The sequence below is a fragment of the Paraclostridium sordellii genome (genome assembly GCF_000953675.1).
GTDB classification, from domain to species: domain Bacteria; phylum Bacillota; class Clostridia; order Peptostreptococcales; family Peptostreptococcaceae; genus Paraclostridium; species Paraclostridium sordellii.
Genome location: NZ_LN679998.1, coordinates 1,852,294 through 1,876,872, shown reverse-complemented (window position 1 = coordinate 1,876,872; position 24,579 = coordinate 1,852,294). Strand labels below are relative to the sequence as shown.

Below are 24,579 nucleotides of genomic sequence, written 5' to 3'. Positions count from 1 at the left end.
ATTACATAGGTCTTTAATAAAAGTTTTATAAGTGATAAACTAATATACAAGATTAACCAAAAGGAGAGGAACTATGAAAAAGTTAATGATAATAGAAGATTCTCAAGTCATAAGAGAAGAATTAAAATCACTATTAACAAGATATGGTTATGATGTAGTAGCAGTTGAGAAATTTGAAAATATAATAGAAAAAATAAAAAAAGTAATGCCAGACCTTATTTTATTAGATGTTAATTTACCAGTATTTGATGGATTTTATATATGTAGAGAAGTTAGAAAGTCACTAAATATACCTATAATAATAGTTACAAGTAGGGATAGTGAAGTAGATGAGTTAATGAGTATGAACTTAGGTGCAGATGATTTTGTTACAAAACCATATAATACACAAATTTTATTAGCAAGAATAAGTGCTGTTTTAAAAAGAACATATTCAGAATCTGATACATCAGATATATTAACACATAGGGATTTAAGACTTGATTTATCAAAGGGAACAATAACTGCTTTTAATAAAAATGTAGAGTTAAGTAAAAATGAAATGAAAATACTAGCATATCTTATGAAGAATAAAGGATCAATAGTATCTAGAGATGATTTAATGAATTATATGTGGAATTCAGATGTTTATATAGATGACAATACATTATCTGTAAATATTACTAGGATAAGAAAAAAACTAGAGGAAATAAACTTAAAAGAATATATAGAAACAAGAAGAGGGTTAGGGTATATAATGAAATGAAACTTATTGAATATTTAAAAGATCGAATAGTGTTTTTGACTATAAATGCAATTTTATTCTTTATAACTTATATAACTTTAGCAGCAACCAATACTAGCAAACAAATTATATTTTTAGCTTTTATATTATGGTTTGGACCACTTGTAACATATATGATTTTAGATTTTGTACGTCAAAAAAATTATTATGAAAAAGTAATAGGAATATGTGACCATTTAGATAAGAAGTATTTATTATCAGAAGTAATAGATAAGCCAAAGTATTTAAATGAAAAAATGGTTTATCATTTATTAAGAGAATCTAATAGGTCTATGAGAGACAATATAAATTATTATAAAAATATGCAAAATGATTATAAAGAGTATATTGAAACTTGGGTACATGAAATAAAAACACCTATAGCATCTACTATGTTGTTTATTGAAAATAATTCAGATATAATACCACAGCATATAAAGTCAGAAATACAAAAAATAGAAGATTATGTAGAACAAGTATTATATTACTCAAGAAGCAGTGATGTTAATAAAGATTATATAATTAAAAAATTTAATATAGAAGATATAGTAAGAAAAGTTATAAGAAAAAATGCTAGGGATTGTATAAATAAAAAAATTGCTATAAATGTTGAAAATATTGATAATATAATATACAGTGATCCTAAATGGGTTGAATTTATAATAAATCAGATAATGATAAATTCTATAAAATACTCTAAAAATAAAAATGCAATAATAGATATAAGTTCTGTATCAAATGATAATAATATTGTATTGACAATAAAAGATAATGGAGTAGGTATAGATGAGAAAGACGTATTTAGAGTATTTGAAAAGGGATTTACGGGAGAGAATGGACGAAAGTATTCAAAATCGACAGGTATAGGTTTATATTTATGTAAGAAGTTATGTAATAAATTAGGACTTAATATAAATTTAACATCGAATAAAGATATGGGAACTACTGTAAATATAGTGTTTCCAATAAATAGCGATATATTTAGATAAAATTAAATATTTAAAAATAAAAAATAGACATATAACTTTAAAGTTATATGTCTATTTTTTATTTTTAAATCCTATTGATATATAAGTAACATTTGTTATATTATAAATATAACAAACAATAAAATTTATTAATTTATATTTAATGTAGCAAAAGAGGTGATAATTTTGATATTAAATTTAGACTTTAACAGTGAAAAACCCATATATATACAAATAAGAGAAGAAATAATAAAATCAATAGCTAAAGGCGATTTAGAGGTAAACGAATCATTACCATCAGTTAGAGCATTAGCCGATGAAATAGGTATAAACTTACATACAGTAAGTAAAGCATATAATTTACTTAAAGATGAGGGGTATATAAATATAGATAGAAGAAAAGGTGCTATAGTAAATAATTTACCTATAAAAAAAGAAGAAAATAACTTTAATAATATTAAAGAACAAATAGAGCTTCTAGTTGCAGAAAGTTATTTAAAAGGAATAGAAAAAGATGAATTTATTGATTTATGTGAAAATTATTTTGAAAATTATGGGGTGAAAAAATAATGGAAAATATGGTAGGGCTTATGATATTAGCTCCAATATTAATATTTACACACCTATTTATGGTGTACGTACAATTGATAAGTGGTAAAAATTATTTTTATGGAGTATACGTTAAGAATGTAAATTTAAATGAAGATGACAAAAAGCGTATAGACAAAGAGTATAAAAGAAGGATGAATTATACTTTAATAATTATAATAATTTTAAGTATTTTACTAATTAAAACAGTTGGAAGTGAGACTATTATAATTCCAATAGCACTAACTATTTATATAGGTCTTAGTTATTGGTATTTAAGAGATAGTTATATAGAAGTAAAGAATATAAAAAGCCAATTAATATCTTTCACTAATGGTGAATCTATTCAAAAACAAAGCAATCAAACTATTACTATAGACACTAAATTTATAAATGAAAAAGAAAAGCTTAAAAGAAAGTTTAAAATATTGTTTGGTATATGTGTAGCTATATCTATAATATCATTTGTATATGTTGCTATAAATTACAATAACTTACCAGAAACAATACCAACACACTGGGGCCCAAATGGTAAAGCAGATGCATTTGGTCCTAAGAACTTTAAAAATGTATTTTTTATAAATATAATAGATTTAGGAATGGTTTTAATGTTTAGTTATATGGGAGTAGGAACCATAGGATATAGAAGTTATATAGATACTCAAAATAAAGAAGAAAATAGGAAAAAAGCTTTAAAGTATTTAAATAACATAGGATATTCATTATTTATTATAACTATAAGTGTTCAAGCTACAACTTCTATTAATCCTATACTTATGGTTAAAAATATGGATATGCCAATGACTTTATTTTTTATAGTAATATTTGTGCCAATATTAGCTTCTATTTTACTGATTTATAACTTTATAATGCTATCCACATTAAAGTCAAAAAATAAGAATAATTACATGATAGAAAGTGATGATGAAAAATGGATATATGGATTTATATACTATAACAAAGAAGACCCATCATTTATGGTAGAGAAAAGATTAGGTGCTGGATGGACATTTAATATGGCTCATAAATCAGCTAAAATCATAATTATATTTCTAATTTTAATACTTATATTTAGTTTAACAGCGTTTTAAAAATAAAAGAGCTATGCTAATATAAGGTTAATTATTTAACTTATATTTAGATATAGCTCTTTTTATGTATTAAAAATTTAACTATTAAAATCTTTAGGGAAATGAACTTTAATAAGTTCTGTATCTTTAACTAAATAAGTTTCATCAGACTCAATAGCAATATCTTTATTATGAGTAACCATAATAACAGTTTTATTTTCATTTATAACAATATCTTTAAATAAAGCTATAATTTCTTTAGATGTAATTTCATCTAAGTTACCAGTAGGCTCATCTGCAATTATTAACTCACATTCACAACAAAGTGCTCTAGCTATAGCAACTCTTTGTTGTTGACCACCACTTAAAGTTAAAGTTTTTTGCATACCTTGTTCCTTACTTATACCAACTCTTTTTAACATATCTATAGCAAATTGTTTATTATCATTTGTTTTTATACCCTTTATGCTCATAGCAGATGTTATATTTTCAATAGCGTTCATATAGTTAAGTAGATTATAGCCTTGAAATATTATTGAAACATACTTATTTCTGTATTTTTCAAGAGAGATACTCTTTAAACTTTTACCTTTATAATTAATATTACCGCTAGATGGATAGTCTAATCCACAAGCAAGAGATATAAGTGTTGTTTTACCTGAGCCAGATTGGCCTATGATTGTATAAAATTTTCCAGACTCAAAATCTATATTAACTCCATCTAAAACTTTTTTATCTGAATTATAAGAATAAGATACATGTTCAAAACTTAATATATTTTCCATAATAACCTCCTAGCTATGTTTACTTAATATATTTTTAGGGTTTAATCTCATTATAAATGATGCTGGTATAATAGTTGCTACTACAGATATGGCTAGCGAACATAAAGACATTTTAAAAATATCAGTACCATTTAACTTTATATCTAAATCATTTATAGGATCAACATCTTCTAACGGGTTATTAGTATTCATGAATCTACCTTTTCCGCCACCCATGTTGCCTCTGTTAAATTCAGGAGGATTTAATGATGATTCTTGTTGTGATTGGATAGATATTTCATTTTGTATAAGTTTATCTCCTACTAAATTACTTATAGGTTTTCCACACAGAGTAGATATTCCTATAGCCACTACCAAAATTAGTACTACTTCTGTTAATAATTGACCTATAATCTTAATCTTTTTCTCGCCTAAAGCCATTAATATACCAATTTCATGGATTCTATCTTTCATAGAAAGCATTATAATAAGTGATAATATAATACCTCCAAATATAGCAATCACAACTAAAGTCGTTTTAGAAAATGATGCTACATTATCTATTGGACCCATCATAGATTCATAAGCTCTATCTCCTGCATCTAATTTAAATTGTTCAAAATCTATATTAGTATTTTTAGCTTCAGTTATAAATTTATCTACATTTATAGGGTCATTTAATGAAAATGTCATAGAATCTACTGAATTTTTATAATCAGATCCTTTTAACTCATTAGCTAATGTATATGGAACGTACATAGTATTATAAGGTAACATAGATGTAAACCTATAAGCATGTTCATCTATTTCACTACTATCTTTAAAAATTCCTATTATTTCAGACTCTATAGATACATCTTCATCTTCAGTAGAATCGAGCTTTATTTTATCTCCTATCTTTAGTTCATTTTCATCTGCAAAAGTTTCTTCCACTAATATTACATTTTTGCCTAAATCATCTTCATTAAAAGCTCTACCTTCTTTTAGTGTTATAGTTTGAGAATTTACTTTTTCTGCCATATTAAATTCATTTAATCCACATATAGTAACATCACCAGTATTCTTCATATCCATAGGAGGCATATGACCTGACTCCTCTTCAGATTCATCTTCAGCCCCAACTGCTTTTAGACCATCCAAGTTAGCAGATGTATCACTTTTTAAAGAATAACTATCTACATATTTTGAATTTTTTAGTTCAGTTAAGTACTCTAGTGGAACTGGTACTTTTATTGGTTCAAATTTAGGCTTTTCTCCACTATTAAGGTCTTTGGCATCTTCTTGATTTTTTTTCATTAATTTATCCATATCTAAAGATAAAGTAACATCAGCACCTAGTTTTTGCCTAGCCATTACAGAAGCTAAATTTGTAGCTGATTGAATGCTAAAACTAGTAAGTATCACTAAACATACTGTTAGCATTATAGCTAAAATGATTAATGTTTTTCCTTTCCTTTCTTTTAAAGATTTAATTGACCTAAATATAAAATTCATATATTTCATCCTTTCTTCTTTTGTTTGATAATAATTTATATTCCTTACCTTAAAAAATTCTTAAATAAGTAAATTAAAAAATTTAAGTTTAATTAAAGGTAATATGATTATAATTAAATTATTGTAATGACAACACAGGAGGAATAAATATGAGAATTTTAGTTGTTGAAGATAATACTGTATTAGCAGATACAATAAAAGAAGAATTATCTAGAAATGTTAACTTAGATGTTGAAGTTTTAAATAATGGAGAAGACGCTCTTTATGATATTGAAAGAAGTATATATGACATAATAATACTAGATATAATGTTACCTGATTTAAGCGGAATTGAGATACTAAGGATTATAAGAAATAAAGGTATAAAAACACCTGTTATAATACTTACAGCAAAAGAAGAACTTGATGATAAAGTTGGGGCATTTTCAATTGGAGCTAATGACTATGTTACAAAACCTTTTTATATGGAAGAATTAGTTGCTAGAGTATATGCAGTTCTTAGAACTACAGGGTCTATATCGAATGAAAATATATTAGAATTTAAGGATTTGAAAATGAATTTGGATTCTAGAACAGTTTACATAGGCAATCAAGAAATAGAATTATATAAAAAGCAGTTTGATATACTTGAATATTTTTTAATGAATAAAAAACAAGTTTTACTAAAAGAACAAATATATGATAGGATATGGGGGATAGATTGCGATATACCAATTGAAATAGTGGAAGTACATATTAGTGGACTTAGAAAAAATTTACTATCTAGTGGTTATAATAAATATATAAAAACTAAAAGAGGAATAGGATATATATTTGATGATGAATAAAAATATATTAAAAAAAACAAGAAAAAAACTTACAACGATTAATACCTTAGTTGTTGGAATTATATTTATATTATTCACTATATTTATATATCAATACTTTTATAATTTAACCTATAAAAGTATTGATAAAGAACTTTATATGCAGTCTAAAAAGTTTACACATGATATAAATAGAGGAAGTTTAGAATTTAATAGAGAGTTACCACCAGATACAGTGTTAAGGGGAACAATGATTTATATATCAAAGAATGGAGAACTTTTAAAATCTTTTCCAGAGAATATGTCAAATTATATACGACCATTTAGTTTAAGCGAAGATTTAAAAGATGGAATAACTATATATAAATATAATGGACATAGCTTTAGGCAAATAAAAATTAATTATAATTTATACACTATAGAAATAATAAAAATAGTAGATACTGAAGAAATGCTTTTAAATCAATTAAAATTTGTACTTATTATTTCAATTATACTAGCCTCAATAACTGTCTATTTTATAAGTAAATTTCTAACTAAGAAATCATTAAAGCCTATAGAGGAATCTTGGAAAAATCAAGAACTATTTGTACAAGATGCATCACATGAACTTAGAACTCCACTTACGATAATATTTTCAAAAATAGAAAGTATTATAAAAAGGCCTAAAAATAGTGTAGAAGAAGAAATGAATAATCTTGTTATAGTTATGAAAGAAGTACGAAGACTTAGTAAACTAGTATCTGATTTATTAAAATTAACTAAAGAGGATGCTATAATAACTATAAATAAGTCAAAAACTAATATTATTGATATAATAGGAGATATACTTATCCAATATGAAGATATATGCCAATTACAAAGTAAAAATCTAAATTTTAATTACGACTTAAAAGACCAAAGTATATACACAGATAAAGAAAAACTAAAACAGATACTTATAATACTTATAGACAATGCCATAAAATATACAAAAGAAGATGACTACATAATTGTAAGGTTATCTGAAGAAGGCTCAAATATAAAAATAGAAGTAGCAGATAGTGGAATAGGTATAAAAGAAGAGGAATTACCTCTAATATTTAATAGATTTTATAGAGCTAGCTCTCATAGAGAATCAAACAAAGAGGGTTCTGGTATTGGGTTATCCATAGCAAAAATATTAATAGGTAACTTAAATGGCAAAATAGCTGTAAGTTCAAAATACAAAACAGGAAGTATTTTTAGTATATATATACCTAAAAAATAAATTTATTTTAAGATGATTGTAAAAACTAGGATTAATTAAATTTTAGGAGGTATGTATGAAGTCTAAGAATATTTTAAGTATAGCATTATCCAGTTTAATAATTTTGACTATGTTAAGTACAAGCGTAAGTGCACATACACAGATAATTGATAAATCAATAAGCAAAGCTAATATAGAGAAAGTTAAATTACTAAGAAGAGAGTGCTTTATTAAAAGTGTAGAAGAACTGAAAAATTCAGGGATTTTAATCAAAGAAGATGTAGATAACATCAATGACTATATAATAAAATTACAGGAAGAAAATAAAAGAAAATCAAGCGTTAAAAATTATTATAGAGGGAACAAAGAAAGTAAAATAAAAGAAAAGAAATACAATAACAATAATGATAGAAAAAAATCTTTAATAGATAATATGGTTAAAGATAGAGTAATAACTAAATATCAAGGTGAAAAACTAAAAGAAACAATTAGAAAAAATAAAGAGAAGATGAAAAATGATATAGAAAAAAATTAAAATATAAGTGTAATTAAAGTTACCTAAAGTAATGTATTTATAAAATATAGGTAGCTTTAATTATTTTACTATACTTACCAAATTGTAAGATTAGTTAAATTTTCCTGTAAGGCTTTTTTTCTAAAAAAGGTGTAAAATAAATCTATAATAATAAGCCAGGAGGAAAAAATGAAAAATATGTTAAGCGTAGAGAATATAGAAAAATATTACGGAAATAAAGATAATATAACTAAAGCGATAGATAATATAAGTTTTAATGTATTTGAAGGGGAATTTGTTGGAATAATGGGCCCTAGTGGTAGTGGAAAAACAACGCTACTTAACTGTATATCTACAATAGATAATGTTTCAAGTGGAAATATAATAATAAATAACCAAGATATAAATAGGCTTAAATCAAAACAACTAGATAAATTTAGACAAAATGAATTAGGATTTATATTCCAAGATTTTAATTTATTAGATACATTAACTGCTTATGAAAATATAGCATTAGCCCTTACTATTAAAGGTGAAGAAAGCTCTTTAATAGATGAAAAAATAAAAGAAGTAGCAAAATATCTTGAAATAGAAAAAATACTTAGCAAATATCCATATCAAATGTCTGGGGGACAAAAACAAAGAGTAGCTTCAGCTAGAGCTATAGTTACTAAGCCATCATTAGTATTAGCAGATGAACCGACAGGAGCACTTGATTCTAAATCTGCAAGATTATTACTTGAAAGGTTTGAAAGTTTAAATAAAGATTTAAAAACAACAATACTAATGGTAACTCATGATTCTTTTACTGCAAGTTATGCTCATAGAATTCTATTTATAAAAGATGGTAAGATATTTAACGAGTTGGTTAGAGGGAATGATACTAGAAAAGAATTTTTCAATAGAATAATGGATGTGATCACCTTACTCGGAGGCGATGAGAATGTATTTTAAAATTGCTTTTGGAAATGTAAAAAAAAGCTTTAAAGATTATAGTATATATTTTTTAACCTTAACACTTGCAGTTAGTGTATTTTACAGTTTTAACTCTATAGAATCCCAAAAAGCTTTACTTGAATTAAATAAGTCAACGGCTAGTTATATTGATATATTATCGGATTTAATAGGAGTATTATCTATATTTGTTTCTGTTATATTAGGAAGTTTAATATTGTATGCCAATAATTTTCTAATAAAAAAACGCAAAAAAGAACTAGGTATATATATGACACTAGGTATGGGTAAATCTAAAATATCTAAAATTTTAGTGCTTGAAACGATTATAGTAGGAATTGCTTCGTTAATTAGTGGTATGTTAATTGGATTTATTATTAGCCAAGGATTATCGGCATTTACATCTAATTTATTTGATATAAATATGAGTGAGTATAAATTTATGATTTCAACAAGTGCAATTATGAAAACTATAATTTACTTTGGAATAATATTTTTACTAGTTATGATATTTAATAGTGTAGTAATATCTAAATATAAAATAATAGATTTATTGACAGCAAACCATAAAAATGAAAGTATAAAACTTAAGAATCCATTAGTATATTTAATAACTTTTATATTATGTATTTTAACTTTAGGATTTTCTTATAAATTTGTTATCGATGTAGGATTAGATATAAAAAATCCTAAATTTATTGTATCGATAGTTTTTGGTATTATAAGTACAGTACTATTTTTCTATAGCTTGGCAGGATCTTTACTTTATATAGTTAAAAAGAATAAAAATATTTATTTTAAAGATTTAAATATTTTTATAGTTAAACAATTAAATAGTAAAATTAATACAAACTTTATATCTATATCAGTAATATGTTTGATGTTATTTTTAACTATAGGGATATTATCCACAGGTATAAGCTTTAAAAATGCCTTAGAAAGTAGCTTGAAAAATACTACACCTTTTGATGCAAGTGCAATTATGTATGTAACTAAAGGTGAGAAGATACAAAGTATAAAAGATGCTTTAGATGCTCTTGATTTTAAATTTGATAAATCAGATGCATATGTATACTATGATATCTATAATTCAAATCTTACACTAAATGATATATTTGAAAAAGATATAACTAAATCAGATAGAAAAACATTAAATACAATAGTTAAACAAAATATAGAATTTATAAAAATCTCAGATTATAATAATATAAGAAAATTAGATGGTAAAAATTCAGTTGATTTAGAAAACAATAAAATTATATTAATGTCAAATAACAATACTATATTAAATATAGTAGATAAGTTTTTGAAAAGAAACAATGATATAAAAATAAATGGAGAAAATTATACTATACAAAACAAAAAAGTTTTAACAGAGGCTCTTCATTCCACAGGTATAGCAGACAATTTTTTAACTTTAGTAGTTGAGGATAATTTGACTAATAATTTACCGATTCAATCATCTAACTTAAATATTAACTTTAAAGATGATTATAAAAATTCAGAAGAAAAGTTCTCCAAATTATTTAAAAAATATAAAGAGAATAAATTATCTTATGATAAGTTCGGATTTATAAATGGATCTACTAAAGAAGAGATATATGCAAATAATAAAGGGTCGGTTACTATAATATTATTTTCAGTAATATATTTGGGAATAGTCTTTTTAATATCTAGTATGGCAGTTTTAGCTCTTCAACAACTATCAGAAGCTAGTGAGAGTATAGATAGATATAAAGCTCTTAAGAAGATAGGAGCAAATGATAAGATGATAAATAAAAGTATATTTGTCCAAACTTTAATATATTTTAGTTTGCCAGTATCACTTGCTTTTATACATTCTATTATAGGGATAAAAGTAGTTAGTGAATTTATAGCTATGTATGATAAACCAGATATAGGCGGGTCTTCATTAATGACAGCTATAATATTTTTGATAATATATATAGGATATTTTTATGCAACTTATACAGGATATAAGAATATAGTAAAAAGTTCATAAAAGATAAGTAAAAATCACTCTAGATTAATTTAGAGTGATTTTTACTTATCTTCGTAATTATAATCGTATATAAGAATAAAAGTGCTATAATTGTAATAGGAGATAAATTAATAAGGGGGTAGTGATATGTTTGAATCAAACCGTAAAAATTTAGTTAATAATATGAAAGAAAACTCACTTCTTATAATGTTTGCAGGTGATGCACCTTATAGAAGTGCGGATCAAAAGTATAAATTTACGCCAAATAGAAATTTTTATTATTTAACGGGAATAAATGATACTAAGGTTATATTAACTATATTAAAGACAGAAAAAGAAGTAGTTGAAACTATATTTGTTCAAAGAGAAGATGAACTTATGGCAAAATGGATAGGAAGAGCTATAAGTAAAAATGAAGCAAGTGAAGTAAGCAAAATAAAAACTATTAAATACTTAGACGAATTTGACAGCATAGTTTCATCATATATAAATAGATTAGGCATAAATAAAATATACCTTGACCTTGAAAGACAATCTATGGATATTCCATCAACACAACCTCAAGATATGGCAAACATATTAAGAACTAAGTATCCATATTTAAAAATTAAAAATATATATCCTAAAATAATTAAGCTTAGAACTGTTAAAAACGATTATGAATTGGAGAAAATAAAAAAAGCTATAGATATAACTAAAAGTGGTATAGAAGCTATGGCTAAAAATATTAAACCTAATATGCATGAATATGAAGTTGAAGCATATTTTGATTTTGAAATAAAAAGATTAGGAGCTTCTAGTCATGCATTTAATACTATTTGTGCTTCAGGAAAAAATGCTACAGTACTTCACTATGAAGATAATAATCAGGTTATGAAAGATGGAGATTTAATACTATTTGACCTAGGAGCAGAATTTGATTATTACTGTGCTGATATATCAAGAACTATTCCTGTTAATGGTAAGTTTACAGATAGACAAAAACAAATATATTCTATAGTATTATCAGCTTTAAAAGCTGTAGAAGAAGAAGCTAAACCAGGATTGACATTAAAAGATTTAAATGATGTTGCTAAAAAAGTATTATCAAAAGGATGTATGGATATAGGACTTATTGATAAAGAAGAAGAATTATCTAAATATTATTTCCATTCAGTAAGTCATTCTTTAGGTCTTGATACTCATGATGTTTGGAGTGCTGATAATAAGCTGGAAAAAGGAGCAATAATAACCAATGAACCAGGACTTTATATAGAAGAAGAAGGTATAGGTATAAGACTTGAAAATGATTTATTAATAGTTGAAGATGGATGTATTAATTTATCTAAGCATATACCTATAGAGATAGATGATATAGAAAATTTAATGAATTGATAAAAACTCTCAAGTGTAGTTAAAAATTATACTTGAGAGTTTTTTAATTAAAAATCCTATAGTTTATAGCATAAAAAATGTTATAAATTATAGGATTCTTGAAATCATAATATATAATGGTAATTTTTTATTAAAACTAGATAATTTAATTCATAATTATAAAAGGAGTATCAACCAATGAAAAAAATGATAAAAGAATTTAAGGAATTTGCTGTAAAAGGCAATATATTAGATCTTGCAGTTGGGGTTGTTGTAGGAGGGGCATTCTCTAAAATAGTTACATCTTTAGTTAATGATATAATCATGCCTATAGTAGGTATATTAACTGGTGGGATAAATTTTTCTGAATATAAAATAGTTTTAAAGGAAGCTGTTGGAAAAAATCCATCAGTTACCTTGAATATAGGTAATTTTATACAAACATCTGTAAATTTTTTAATAATATCATTTTGTATTTTTTTATTTATTAAAGCCCTAATAAAATTAAAAAGTACAAATGACAAAGAGGTATCAACTACTAAAGAAGAAAATTTAAATAAAGTTAGTGAAGAGGTTTTATTACTTAGAGATATAAAGGAGCTACTACAGAAATAAAATTAATATATTACATAGCTCTTTCTAATATCGTATAAAATTTTATAAATTTAAACTTAAATAGTTTTTATTAGATTTAACGAATATATTTTATATATTAAATAAAAATTGAATATATTATTGGGAAATTTAAATTTATTTTTTGTATAATATATGGTATTATATAAATATTATTTTAATATAAAATATTTATAAACTGATATTATTATAAAGATAAAAAGGAGAGCTAAAAAATGAAACAAAGCAACTCAATGAAACGAACAATATCGTTTATAATGGTGTTTAGTATCATATATGCTATTTTTGAGAGAGAAGTATTATTTTTAACACCTATTCTAACAGTATTAATACCTTTTAAGTTTATGAAAAATAAAAGGGAGCATTATTCTAGAGAAAATCAAAGAATTTTAAGTAGATTATTACTATTTAACTTTATATCTATTGAATTAGTAAGTTTGTTAACTCAAAATGGTAATAATGTAACATTTAATTTAAGTGTTATGCTTTTAATATATTTTGTTTATTTTAAAATGATTTCATCTAACGAAAGAAAAGTTTTAGAATTAAAGAATGATCCTCAAGCTGTATATGATAAAATGAAATTGAGAATAAGTGCATTAGAAGATTTATATAGTAAAATACTAAGTGACATGGAAAATACAACAGATGAGAAAATTAAAAAATCCATGGAAGCTAAATTAAATAAATTAAATATAAAGATAGACTATTCAAAAAAACAATTGGCTATGATAGAATCTATGATAGATTCTAATGAAAATAATAAATAAAAAAGGTGAACTTAAAAAGTTCACCTCTTTTATTTGATTATAAATATTTTATTAAACTTCAAACCCTAAATAAATCTCACATATAGCAGATACTATAAAGTATATACCTATTATGTATGGAGTTGCTAGTAATGTTACTATTGGATTTGCAAGAATTAATAGCCCAAGAACTATAAGTAAAACATTATACAAAGTATTAAAATTAAATCCAATTTTTTTTCTTTTAATTGATATTATAAATAGATAAATACCTCTTATTACAGCCCATATACCATAGAATAAAATTAATGTTTCTGTAGTAGATATAGGTGCAAACCAAACAATAAGCCCAAATAAAATATTTATAATCCCGCTGAATATATAGTATGCTTTTTCTGTAGTTTTAAATGCTCTTACAATTGTAAATATACCAGCTATTATAAGTAATATACCGGCTACAGTTGTAAAACTAAAGTAAGACTCTATTGGGTTTATAAAAAATAAAATACCTACTATACCAAATAAAATCCCTTCTAAAATTAATGTTGTTTCTAAATTTGAATCTTTTTTCATACAATATCATCTCCTCACAGCATAATATACCCTTTAAATATATAAATATAAACATGAAAATCTTAAGTTTAAAAATTTTGATATTAAAAAAAATTTGGTAAATATGCTTAAATGAATATTTAAAAATAATTTAATTCAGAATAAAATGAAATTAAAGAAAAAACTGGCGTTTTTATAAGAAATAATTATTAATATGCATTAACTAAAAAATTAAATACAAAATACAAAAAAGTAAGTTTTTATTTTCGCTAGTTTAAAATAATCTATTTTAGAAAGTTTTTGAATAAACTTGATATAATACATGTAAAATATAAATTAGTATTAAGTATTTATTTAAACTTTAAATTAATTTATTTCCTAAACTATTGACACTTAATACCATTTAGTGTTTATAATTAAACGATATGAATTTACAATTACATGGGAGGAAAAAATGAAAGTAGATTGGAACAGTAAATATACAACCATATCTCTGTATTCATTTATAGTTATTTGCTGTAGTATCATTTTCTATCGTATTGTTTGGGATACAAGTGTATTTGCAGGAAAAATAAGTGAAATAATTTCTATATTGCAGCCATTTATAATAGGAGGCGTATTAGCTTATTTATTAAATTTTATACTAGTATTTGTTGAGGACAAATTACTTAGTAAGAATAAATTTAAAAATCTTAAGCCTAAGAGTAAAAGAGCATTAGGGCTTTTAGCTACTTACTTAGTGGCCTTTATCCTAATAGCACTATTTATACAGTTTGTATTACCACAATTAGCAGAAAGTATTATGGGATTAGTTAATGATATTCCAACATATGTAACAAACTTATCTGATCTTATAGCTACACATACAAAAGACTTAAATGTAGATCAAGAGTATTTAAATTTAGCAGTTAATAAGCTTACTGATTTTATCAATTATATAATAGGTCTTGCAGCAGGTTTAATTCCTGTACTAGGTGAAGCATTAAGAATAGTTGCTTCTAGTGTATGGAATATACTTTTAGGGCTTATTGTTTCTATTTATTTACTTATTGATAAAGAGAATTTTTGTGCGTTAAGTAGAAAAATGGTATGGGCTTTATTTAATGAAAAACATGCAAAAAGAATATTAGAGTTGGGAGAAAGAAGTAATGATACATTTGGGAAGTTTTTAAGTGGTAAAATTATAGATTCTGCTATAATTGGAGTATTAACATTTATAGTACTGACTATATTTAAAATGCCATACGTACTATTAATATCAGTTATTATAGGTATAACTAATATTATTCCATTTTTTGGTCCATTTTTTGGAGCAATACCAGCAACTATAATAATATTATTTGTATCTCCAGTAAAAGCTTTATGGTTCATACTTATAATTATAGTTATTCAACAATTAGATGGTAATATAATAGGACCTAAAATATTAGGTGATTCTATCGGTATATCGGCTTTTTGGATATTATTCTCATTATTAGTTGCAGGAAAGTTTTTAGGTTTAGTTGGTATGATAATAGGGGTTCCTTTATTTGCTATAATATATTCTGTTATTAAGGAAGTAATAGAAGATAAATTAGATAAAAAAAGTTTACCTATTAATACAAATGATTATAAAAAGAAAAATAATTAAAAAAATATCTATCTAAAAATTTTTAGATAGATATTTTTTTAATTTTATAAATAATATATGGTAGATAACAAACGATTTTTAAAATAAAACTTAAAAATTCTGTATATTTTCGACATTTTAATTATAAAAAAAATAAAATATATGTAGGAACATGAACATTGCGAAATTTGAATAAAAATTCAAATCTGATAGAATTAGTATTATCGTCAAATGAAACATTTATTAAAATAAGGAGAATATAATGAAAAAATTAATTTTATCAAAAACTCTATTGTTTATATTTATTCTAGTATTTATAAACTTATTTATATCGGGTTTTGGAAGTGAAAATACTCTAATAGGAGTTACGGTAATAACTGCAATGCTTATGCTTCTTGAAAGAGATTTAACTATATCCCCAATAAAAAATATGCTTAAATTTATATTCATTAATGTGCTTTTAGGCATACTAGCGTTTTTATCAGTACAAAATATATTCTTAGGAATATTATGTAACTTTTTAGCAATATTTATAGTTGGTTATATATTTAGTTATGATTTAAGAAGTCCACTTTACGTGGCATTTGGATTACAGTATTTATTTATGGTAAGTACTCCTGTAACTATAGACCAACTTCCAATGAGGATGATAGCCTTAATAAGTGGAGCAGTGATTATAATAGTAGCTCAGTTAATTGTAAATAAAAATAAACTAGAAAAATCTAGTAATAAGTTATTAAGTAGTATAAGTAATGATATATTAAAAAAAGTTGAACTTATAAAAAATAATGATTTTAATTTAACTAATATTGATTCAAAAATTGATACATCAATAAAAACATTAAAGAAAATACTTTATGACAACAGAAAAGAAGATTTTTTTATAACTCCAAAGGGAGTAAGTATTTTAAATATACTATTTAATTTTGAGAGAATTTCCATATTATTAAATAACTATAAGAATAATAATGATTTGGTAAATGAGGATTCTTTAGATAAAATGTATATAGAATTAAAAAAATTAAACTTATATATAAGTGAGAACTCAATAGAAAATCCCATTTCTTATGATAACTTAGATTGTATAAACCTATATGAATTTTATGACTCAATAGAAAGTATATATGATAGCTTTCAAGATTATAGACAAAACGAAATAAAAATGAATTTAGAAGATAAGCTAGATGTTCCAAAAGAATTTAAAAAACTATCAGTATATAAAAGAAATTTTAATACAAATTCTACAAGATTTACTTATGCATTTAAGGTTGGGTTAGGTATAGCTATAGCCGGGTTTATAAAAGATTTTTTCCATTTAAGTGAAGGAAGATGGATAATGTTTACTGTATTTGCTCTTATTCAACCGTACTCTGAAATGTGTATCACAAAATCAAAGAAGAGAATAGTCGGAACTATAGTAGGTTGTTTTATTGTATTTATTCTATTTTCTATATTTAAAGAAAAAAGTATACGAGGAATTATTATAATTTTAGCGGGATACACTAGTTCTTATACTAAGGATTACAGAGATTTAATGATATGTAATACTATATCTGCAATAGGTGCTATTTGTGCTTTTGGGCCTCCTCAAATATTTATATTAAATAGATTTTTATTTGTTATTTTAGGTATGTTTATTGCTTTAATAATAAACAAATTAATACTTCCATACAATGCTAAAAATGGATATAAATCTTTAATAAATATGTATAAAGAGGTTATATCAGAAATGTCTTTAGAAATCCAACTTTGTGTTAAAGATCAAAGTAACTTACACAAAGTTAAAAATTTAGTGCTAATATCAACTTTAATAGAAGACAAAATTATATCAATGCAAGATTTAGTTAAAGATTCAAACCATAATAATTTATTAAGAGATAAAAAAATTATGATGTCTAATATGTATAGTTTATATTTAAAGTTAAAATCTACAAAAGATAAATATGATGTTGAATCTGTTATAACTAATCCAGAAAATGCAATTACATTAGAAAAAGCTAAAGATATGGTTATTGATAATATAAATTCTTCTAATGATAAAGATAATAAAATAGTTTACAAAAATTTATTATATATATTAGAAAACAATGAAGATACAAAATCTTATGCATAGAACATGTTTTAAGTATATCTAAGAGGGTATTATAAAATTATAATGTGTAGATTGTTTTGTATTTGACAAATGAAAAAGAGGGCGAATAATATTATTCGCTCTCTTTTTATGTTGTCTATGAAAAATATATTTTAATAATCTAAATTTATTTATACATATTAAAGTTAATTATATAATTAAAGGTAAATATTAAATTTATGTTTTTACATAATAAAAATACTTTAATTTAAAATAAAAGGGGAGAAGTATGAGAAAAAAACTAATTATAATAAATGGAGTTATGGGTGTAGGTAAAACAAGTGTAAGTAAAGCTTTGTATAAACAACTAGATAATTCATTTTGGTTAGATGGAGATAATTGTTGGATGATGAATCCTTTTGAGGTTACAAGTGAAAATAAATATATGGTAATAGATAATATAACCTATTTAATTAATAATTTTATTAAAAATTCCAAATCTAAGCATATAATATTAAACTGGGTAATTCATACAGATGAAATAATGGATTCTATATTATACAAAATAAATATGGATAAAATTGATTTATATAAAATAACTTTAATTTGTGATGAAGATACTTTAGTAAAAAGGATAAAAAAAGATATCAAATCTGGAATTAGAGATGAAGATAATATAAAAAGAAGCTTAGATAAGTTGAAATTATATAAAAATATGAATACCTTAAAAATAGATACAGTTAATAAAAGTATAGGTGAAATAGTTGAAAATATAAAAAATATAATAAATAATTAAATTTTAACTTATTCATAAAATAAAAATAGATACATTTAAATGTATCTATTTTTATTTTATGAATAAGGATTTGTACTCTAAAGGAGTTAAGTTTAAATTTTTTTTGAAAGTTTTTGAAAAATGAGATTGAGATGAAAAACCAACTAAGTTACTTATTTCTGATACAGAATAACTACTTTTTCTAAGTAAGTCACAAGCTTTTTTTAATTTATACTCAATAAGATATTGCTGAGGCGTATTCATCATGTGAAGTTTAAATATTTTATAAAAATGACTTCTATCAATGTTTAAGTAATCTGAAATATCTGAAACAGATATATTTTTATCGAAATTTTTATCTATAAATTCTAAAGCATTAGATATATAACTTTGAGAGCTTGAATCTTCTTGTAATGAAGATATAGAATGCTCATTCATAAGTAAGGATAAAGTTTGATATAAATATCCCAAAGCTTTAAAGTGATAGTTGGAATCACAGTTTTTATATATAGATTCAAATAGTTTATCAAGTTGATCATCTTTATCATATTTAAATACATAATTATCATTATTAAAAAAACCACATAATGTAAGTAGTTCTTTAGCCTTAGAACCATTGATACCTATCCAACGATAAACCCAAGGATTTTTCGTAGAGGGATAATAATTATTATCAGTATTAGGAGGAATAACAAATCCATTCCCTGCTTTTAAATTATGAACTTGATCTTTTATAAAAAATAATCCTTCACCTTCTAGTATATAGTGAATTAAATAATAATCAATTTGTTCGTACTGATAAGGATCTCTAGGCTCACAATGTTCAAATCCACATTCAAATATATATAACTCTGAACTAATTTTTAAATCTGTAGAAAATATTCCTATTTTGCTCATAATAATCCTCCTAAGTTAACGTTTTCTACAACTATAAATTTAAAACAAAAAATTATTACTGTCAAATATAAAATGCAACAATAATACAAATTATAGCAACATTAGAACATTGAGATAGTTTATGAAAAGTTATATTATAAGGATATAACAAGAAAAGGTTTTCTTGGGGATTGGGTATATAAATAAATTTAAGGAGTTTGATAAAATGAGCGAAAGAAGAGGTAGTCTTAGTTCATCAGCATTAATGCTTATGACATTTACAGCTGTATTTTCATTTGGAAACATAATTGATAGTAGTGTTAATATAGGGCTTGCTACAATACCGTCTTATATATTTGGTACTATATTTTATTTCTTTCCATTTGCACTTATGATAGGAGAATTTGCATCTGCAAATGAAAATTCAGAATCAGGAATTAATAGTTGGATAAAAACATCATTAGGTGCTAAGTGGGCATTTTTAGGATCATGGTCATATTTCTTTGTTAACTTGTTTTTCTTTACATCATTACTACCAAAAACATTGATATATGCATCATATGCTTTTGTAGGAAGAAATGTATTTGATGGAAAAACAGTTTTAATATCTATTTTATCGATAGTAATGTTCTGGGGGGTAACTATACTATCGACTAAAGGAGTAAGTTGGATATCAAAGATAACTAACATTTCTGGAGTAGCAAGGATGGTATTAGGTATAGGGTTTATAGTTTTATCATTTGGAGTAATAATATTTTTAGGAAAAGAACCAGCACAACAGTTTAGCACAGAAACAATAATGCCAAAGTTTAACTGGACGTACTTTATGGTTTTAGCTTGGGTATTACAAGCAGTAGGCGGAGCTGAGAGTATAGGAGTTTATGTTAAAGATGTAAAAGGTGGAAATAAAGCATTTATAAAAACAATGTTATTTTCAACTATATTAGTAGGGGCATTATATGCACTAGGAGCAGCGGCTGTAGGTATAGTTGTACCAGAAAAAGTTTTATTTGGAAATTTCTCAAATGGTTTATTTGACTCATTTTTAATATTAGGTTCTCACTATGGTATAGGAAATATAATTACCAATATAGTTGGATTTATAATGTTACTTGCAAGTTTAGGTTCATTAGTATTATGGACTGCAGCACCAGTTAAAGTATTATTTTCAGAAATACCAGAAGGTATATTTGGAAGTTGGGTAGCTAAGACAAATGATGAAGGGAATCCAGTAAATGCATTATACCTTCAAGCTATAATAGTAACAGTTCTTTTAATAATACCAGCACTTGGTATAGGTTCAGTAGACAGTCTACTTGAAATGTTAATAAACATGACTGCATCTACTTCGCTAATACCAGTTTTATTCTTCTTAGTCGGTTATATAGTATTAAGAGCTAAAAAAGATTATATAGAAAGAAGTTTTAAGGTTGGATCAAGAGGTTTAGGAATAACATTAGGGATATTATTATTAGGTCTATTCTCTTTTGTATTTATAATATCATCTATTCCATCACCAGCAGATATAGCAGCATACTTTAATGGAACTTTAGCAGAAGGATCAACTAATCCTTTGTTTGTACTTGTTTATAATGTTGTTGGTTTAGTTGTATTCTTAGGATTTGCACAAATATGTTGGAATAAATATGAAAAGAAAGTTGGAAAAGATGTAGCTAATGAAGTTACAACTATAAAATAATATAAATTAAAAATAATTAGGTTAAGGGGAGAATTAGTATGAAATTATGGGAAAACATACATATAGATGGAATAAATAGATTAGATGCAAGAGCTCATTTTCTAAGCTTTCCATCGAAAAAATTAGCTTTAATAGGAGAAAAAAAGTATACACACAACTATAAAAATCTAAATGGAAGTTGGAAGTTCTTATTTTTAGATGCTCCAGAATACTCTCCAGAAGGATTTTATAAAGAGGAGTATAATACTGATAATTGGAATAATATAATTGTTCCAGGAAATTGGCAATTACAAGGATATGGAAAAATGCACTATTCAGATTTATGGTATAATTTTCCGATAAATCCGCCATATGTTCCAACTGAAAATCCAACAGGAATATACAAGAGAAACTTTACGATAGACGAATCTTGGATGGGAGAAAAAATCATACTTAAGTTTAATGGTGTAGATTCATCGTACAATGTATGGGTAAATGGAAAAGAAGTAGGATACAGTAAAGGGGCTAGAATACAATCAGAATTTGATATAACAGAATATGTAAGATGTGGAAATAATGAATGTACAGTAAGAGTATATCAATGGAGTGATGGAACTTACTTAGAAGATCAAGATATGTGGTGGCTAAGTGGAATTTTTAGAGATGTAGAACTTTATACTGAACCAACACATGGAGTAGAAGACATAACGGTAGTTACAGATTTAGATGAAAAGTATGAAAATGCAATGTTAAATGTAGATTTAAAGTTTAGAAATTATGATAATCAAAAAGTTCAATTTGAATTATTAGATAATAATAAACAAGTTATATTTGAAGAAATAGTAGAAGTTAAAGAAAATTTAAATTTCTCTAAGGAAGTAAAAAGTCCATTAAAATGGAGTGCAGAAGAACCAAACTTATACACATTAATGATAAGTGTTTATAAGGATGGAGAAGTAGTACAAGTCATACCTCAAAGAGTTGGATTTAGAAAAATAGAATTAAAAGGTGAGGTATTTACCGTAAATGGAGTAGCAATAAAATTTAAAGGTGTTAATAGACATGACTATAATCCTAAGAATGGAAGAGTTGTTGCTAAAGAAGAAATAGAAAAAGATATAATATTAATGAAACAACACAATATAAATGCAGTAAGAACTGCGCACTATCCAAATTCTCATTATTTATATGAATTGTGTGATGAATATGGGTTATATGTAATAGATGAAACGGATTTAGAATGTCATGGATTTGAACTAACTGGAGATTATGCTTGGATAAGTGATGATCCGGATTGGGAATTAGCTCATGTAAGTAGAATAGAAAGAATGATGCAAAGAGATAAAAATCATCCATCTATATTAATGTGGTCTTTGGGTAATGAATCATCATTTGGATGCAATTTTAAAGCTATGGCAAAAAAATGTAAAGATTTAGACCCAACTAGAATTCTACATTATGAAGGTGATTTTAATGTAGCAGAAGAAGATGGACCAGTTTCAGAAGTATATAGTACTATGTACACTTGGTTAGAACACGACAATAAGTTACTAATGGATAAAATAATAAATGATATTAAAAAGCCTCATATATTATGTGAATACTGCCATGCTATGGGTAATGGACCTGGAAATTTAAGAGAATACCAAGACTTATTCTATAAATATGATAAATTACAAGGTGGATTTATATGGGAATGGTTTGATCATGGAATTCACACAGTATCTGAAAATGGAGAAGTTTACTATAGATATGGTGGAGATTTTGGCGATGATCCAAGTAATATAAACTTCTGTATAGATGGTCTTATAATGCCAGATAGAACAGTTTCTCCAGGACTTTTAGAGTATAAAAAGGTTATAGAGCCAGCTGAAACATCTATAGTAGATTTAGAAAAAGGAATATTAAAAGTTATAAATAGATATGACTTTAGAAATTTAAATACTTTAGAATTAGTATATAATATAAAAGAAGATGATAAAGTTATTACAAGTAAAAGAGTTGAAATGCCTTCAGTTTTAGGTAGAGAAACTTGTGAAATAACGCTACCATACAGTTTGGATTTCCCTAAAACAGATGGGGCAACTTATTACTTAAATATATCTTATGTATTAAAAGAAGACTGTGATTGGGCTAAGGCTGGTCATGAGTTAGCTACTGCACAGTTTGAGTTACCAATAAAAACTGAAAAAGTTAAGGTTACGCCAAAAGGTAGTTTAAAAGTAATTAAGGATCACTGTACTTTAGTAGTTAAAGGTGAAAACTTTAAAGTTGATTTTGACTTAGTAAGAGGACATATACTAAATATAACTAGAGATGAATATAAATTAGTTGAAGAAGGACCAAGATTAAACTTTTGGAGAGCTCCAATAGATAATGATATGTATGTAGTTGAAGACTACAAGAAAAAATATTTCATGCACTTAATGCACGAAGTTGTAAGGAATGTAGAATATAAGTTAGAAGAAAATATTCTTACATTTAAGGTTGATACTATAAATGGAACAACAAATTCTGCATGGCATTTTAAATCTACTTATGAATATAAAGTATTTGGAAGTGGAGATATCTTAGTTAATGTATCTGGAATTCCTTCAGGAAAAATAGATACAGCTCCAGAAATGCTACCAAGAATAGGTCTTCAAATGAGAGTTAACAAAGATTTAGAAAATGTTAAATACAAAGGAAGAGGTCCAGGAGAATCCTATCCGGACACTAGAGAAGCTAACTTATTTGGAGTTTATGAAAATAATATTGATGGATTATTTACAAATTATGTAAAGCCTCAAGAAAATGGAAATAGAAGTGATTGTTCTTGGGTTAGCTTAAGAAATGATAGAGGTATGAGTTTGATGGCTATTGCCGATGATAAATTTAACTTTAGTGCTTCATATTATGAAGATACAGATTTAGAATATGCTAAACACACTATAGACTTAGTAAAAAGAGATTATATAGTATTTAATATAGATTACAAACAAAACGCTGTAGGTACTAACTCTTGTGGACAATGGCAATTAGATAAGTATAGATGCAAGTTTGAACAATTTAACTTACAATTTAGATTAACTATATTTAACAATAAAGAAGTTAGTGAAGTTAGCTTAGGAAGAGAAAGTATAAAATAATATATAAATTATTATAAATATAGTT

At 24.9% G+C, this 24,579-nt stretch carries 21 protein-coding genes; 17 read left to right on the top strand and 4 right to left on the bottom strand.

The window, feature by feature from the left end; translation table 11 throughout:
* Nucleotides 1-73 precede the first annotated feature (73 nt).
* From ATCC9714_RS08955 to ATCC9714_RS08940, 4 genes are all read left to right on the top strand, one after another.
* Nucleotides 74-745 (top strand): response regulator transcription factor, encoded by a 672-nt coding sequence (locus ATCC9714_RS08955; RefSeq protein ID WP_055341988.1) that lies wholly within the window; start codon nucleotides 74-76, stop codon nucleotides 743-745.
* Nucleotides 742-1,752: a sensor histidine kinase gene (locus ATCC9714_RS08950; RefSeq protein ID WP_057545074.1), complete on the top strand. Its 1,011-nt coding sequence runs from the start codon at nucleotides 742-744 to the stop codon at nucleotides 1,750-1,752. The genes ATCC9714_RS08955 and ATCC9714_RS08950 overlap by 4 nt, the downstream gene beginning before the upstream one ends.
* Nucleotides 1,753-1,917: 165 nt before the next feature.
* Complete coding sequence (locus ATCC9714_RS08945) at nucleotides 1,918-2,301, top strand: GntR family transcriptional regulator (RefSeq protein WP_021121231.1); 384 nt, start codon at nucleotides 1,918-1,920, stop codon at nucleotides 2,299-2,301.
* Nucleotides 2,301-3,410: a DUF1648 domain-containing protein gene (locus ATCC9714_RS08940; RefSeq protein WP_057545073.1), complete on the top strand. Its 1,110-nt coding sequence runs from the start codon at nucleotides 2,301-2,303 to the stop codon at nucleotides 3,408-3,410. The genes ATCC9714_RS08945 and ATCC9714_RS08940 overlap by 1 nt, the downstream gene beginning before the upstream one ends.
* 77 nt (nucleotides 3,411-3,487) lie before the next feature.
* On the opposite strand, the gene ATCC9714_RS08935 is transcribed toward ATCC9714_RS08940, so the two are convergent.
* Both ATCC9714_RS08935 and ATCC9714_RS08930 read right to left on the bottom strand, forming a co-directional pair.
* A complete protein-coding gene (locus ATCC9714_RS08935; protein WP_055333411.1) occupies nucleotides 3,488-4,174 on the bottom strand; it encodes an ABC transporter ATP-binding protein in 687 nt (228 codons plus the stop codon).
* Between the two features lie 9 nt (nucleotides 4,175-4,183).
* On the bottom strand, nucleotides 4,184-5,647 hold the full coding sequence (locus ATCC9714_RS08930; protein ID WP_057545072.1) for an ABC transporter permease: 1,464 nt from the start codon (nucleotides 5,645-5,647) through the stop codon (nucleotides 4,184-4,186).
* A gap of 149 nt (nucleotides 5,648-5,796) precedes the next feature.
* Here ATCC9714_RS08930 and ATCC9714_RS08925 point away from each other — a divergent pair, with 149 nt between their 5' ends.
* The 8 genes from ATCC9714_RS08925 to ATCC9714_RS08890 all read left to right on the top strand — a co-directional run bounded on the left by ATCC9714_RS08925 (nucleotide 5,797) and on the right by ATCC9714_RS08890 (nucleotide 13,886).
* Nucleotides 5,797-6,474: a response regulator transcription factor gene (locus ATCC9714_RS08925; RefSeq protein ID WP_021121222.1), complete on the top strand. Its 678-nt coding sequence runs from the start codon at nucleotides 5,797-5,799 to the stop codon at nucleotides 6,472-6,474.
* A complete protein-coding gene (locus ATCC9714_RS08920; protein WP_057545071.1) occupies nucleotides 6,464-7,702 on the top strand; it encodes a sensor histidine kinase in 1,239 nt (412 codons plus the stop codon). Before ATCC9714_RS08925 ends, ATCC9714_RS08920 begins: the two co-directional genes overlap by 11 nt.
* Before the next feature lie 55 nt (nucleotides 7,703-7,757).
* Nucleotides 7,758-8,216 carry a hypothetical protein gene (locus tag ATCC9714_RS08915; protein ID WP_057545070.1) on the top strand — a complete coding sequence of 153 codons (459 nt, stop codon included), beginning with the start codon at nucleotides 7,758-7,760 and terminating at the stop codon, nucleotides 8,214-8,216.
* Between the two features lie 168 nt (nucleotides 8,217-8,384).
* Nucleotides 8,385-9,149 carry an ABC transporter ATP-binding protein gene (locus ATCC9714_RS08910; RefSeq protein ID WP_057545069.1) on the top strand — a complete coding sequence of 255 codons (765 nt, stop codon included), beginning with the start codon at nucleotides 8,385-8,387 and terminating at the stop codon, nucleotides 9,147-9,149.
* The gene (locus ATCC9714_RS08905) at nucleotides 9,139-11,151 is read left to right on the top strand and encodes an FtsX-like permease family protein (protein WP_057545068.1); all 2,013 of its coding nucleotides are present in this window, start codon (nucleotides 9,139-9,141) and stop codon (nucleotides 11,149-11,151) included. The genes ATCC9714_RS08910 and ATCC9714_RS08905 overlap by 11 nt, the downstream gene beginning before the upstream one ends.
* 126 nt (nucleotides 11,152-11,277) lie before the next feature.
* Nucleotides 11,278-12,504, top strand: coding sequence for an aminopeptidase P family protein (locus ATCC9714_RS08900; protein ID WP_057545067.1), 1,227 nt, complete (start codon nucleotides 11,278-11,280; stop codon nucleotides 12,502-12,504).
* A gap of 177 nt (nucleotides 12,505-12,681) precedes the next feature.
* The gene (mscL, locus tag ATCC9714_RS08895; RefSeq protein WP_054631678.1) at nucleotides 12,682-13,098 is read left to right on the top strand and encodes a large-conductance mechanosensitive channel protein MscL; all 417 of its coding nucleotides are present in this window, start codon (nucleotides 12,682-12,684) and stop codon (nucleotides 13,096-13,098) included.
* Between the two features lie 233 nt (nucleotides 13,099-13,331).
* Entirely contained in the window at nucleotides 13,332-13,886 is a 555-nt protein-coding gene (locus tag ATCC9714_RS08890) for a hypothetical protein (RefSeq protein WP_054631679.1), read from the top strand.
* A gap of 51 nt (nucleotides 13,887-13,937) precedes the next feature.
* Here ATCC9714_RS08890 and ATCC9714_RS08885 read toward each other — a convergent pair whose 3' ends face one another.
* The gene (locus ATCC9714_RS08885; protein ID WP_021129610.1) at nucleotides 13,938-14,438 is read right to left on the bottom strand and encodes an HdeD family acid-resistance protein; all 501 of its coding nucleotides are present in this window, start codon (nucleotides 14,436-14,438) and stop codon (nucleotides 13,938-13,940) included.
* 433 nt (nucleotides 14,439-14,871) lie between these two features.
* On the opposite strand from ATCC9714_RS08885, the gene ATCC9714_RS08880 reads away from it, so the two are divergent.
* The 3 genes from ATCC9714_RS08880 (at nucleotide 14,872) to ATCC9714_RS08870 (ending at nucleotide 18,893) form a co-directional block, all read left to right on the top strand.
* Nucleotides 14,872-16,047: an AI-2E family transporter gene (locus tag ATCC9714_RS08880; RefSeq protein ID WP_057545066.1), complete on the top strand. Its 1,176-nt coding sequence runs from the start codon at nucleotides 14,872-14,874 to the stop codon at nucleotides 16,045-16,047.
* A gap of 241 nt (nucleotides 16,048-16,288) precedes the next feature.
* Entirely contained in the window at nucleotides 16,289-18,139 is a 1,851-nt protein-coding gene (locus tag ATCC9714_RS08875; protein WP_081013586.1) for an FUSC family protein, read from the top strand.
* 247 nt (nucleotides 18,140-18,386) lie between these two features.
* A complete protein-coding gene (locus ATCC9714_RS08870) occupies nucleotides 18,387-18,893 on the top strand; it encodes an AAA family ATPase (RefSeq protein ID WP_057545064.1) in 507 nt (168 codons plus the stop codon).
* A gap of 51 nt (nucleotides 18,894-18,944) precedes the next feature.
* Here the strand turns inward: ATCC9714_RS08870 and ATCC9714_RS08865 are convergent, their stop codons facing one another.
* Nucleotides 18,945-19,769, bottom strand: coding sequence for an AraC family transcriptional regulator (locus ATCC9714_RS08865; RefSeq protein ID WP_057545063.1), 825 nt, complete (start codon nucleotides 19,767-19,769; stop codon nucleotides 18,945-18,947).
* Between the two features lie 205 nt (nucleotides 19,770-19,974).
* Here ATCC9714_RS08865 and ATCC9714_RS08860 point away from each other — a divergent pair, with 205 nt between their 5' ends.
* Nucleotides 19,975-21,447, top strand: coding sequence for an amino acid permease (locus tag ATCC9714_RS08860; protein WP_021129615.1), 1,473 nt, complete (start codon nucleotides 19,975-19,977; stop codon nucleotides 21,445-21,447).
* A 38-nt stretch (nucleotides 21,448-21,485) separates the two neighbouring features.
* Nucleotides 21,486-24,554, top strand: a complete 3,069-nt coding sequence (gene ebgA, locus ATCC9714_RS08855; RefSeq protein ID WP_057545062.1) for a beta-galactosidase subunit alpha — start codon at nucleotides 21,486-21,488, stop codon at nucleotides 24,552-24,554.
* Nucleotides 24,555-24,579: the final 25 nt, after the last annotated feature.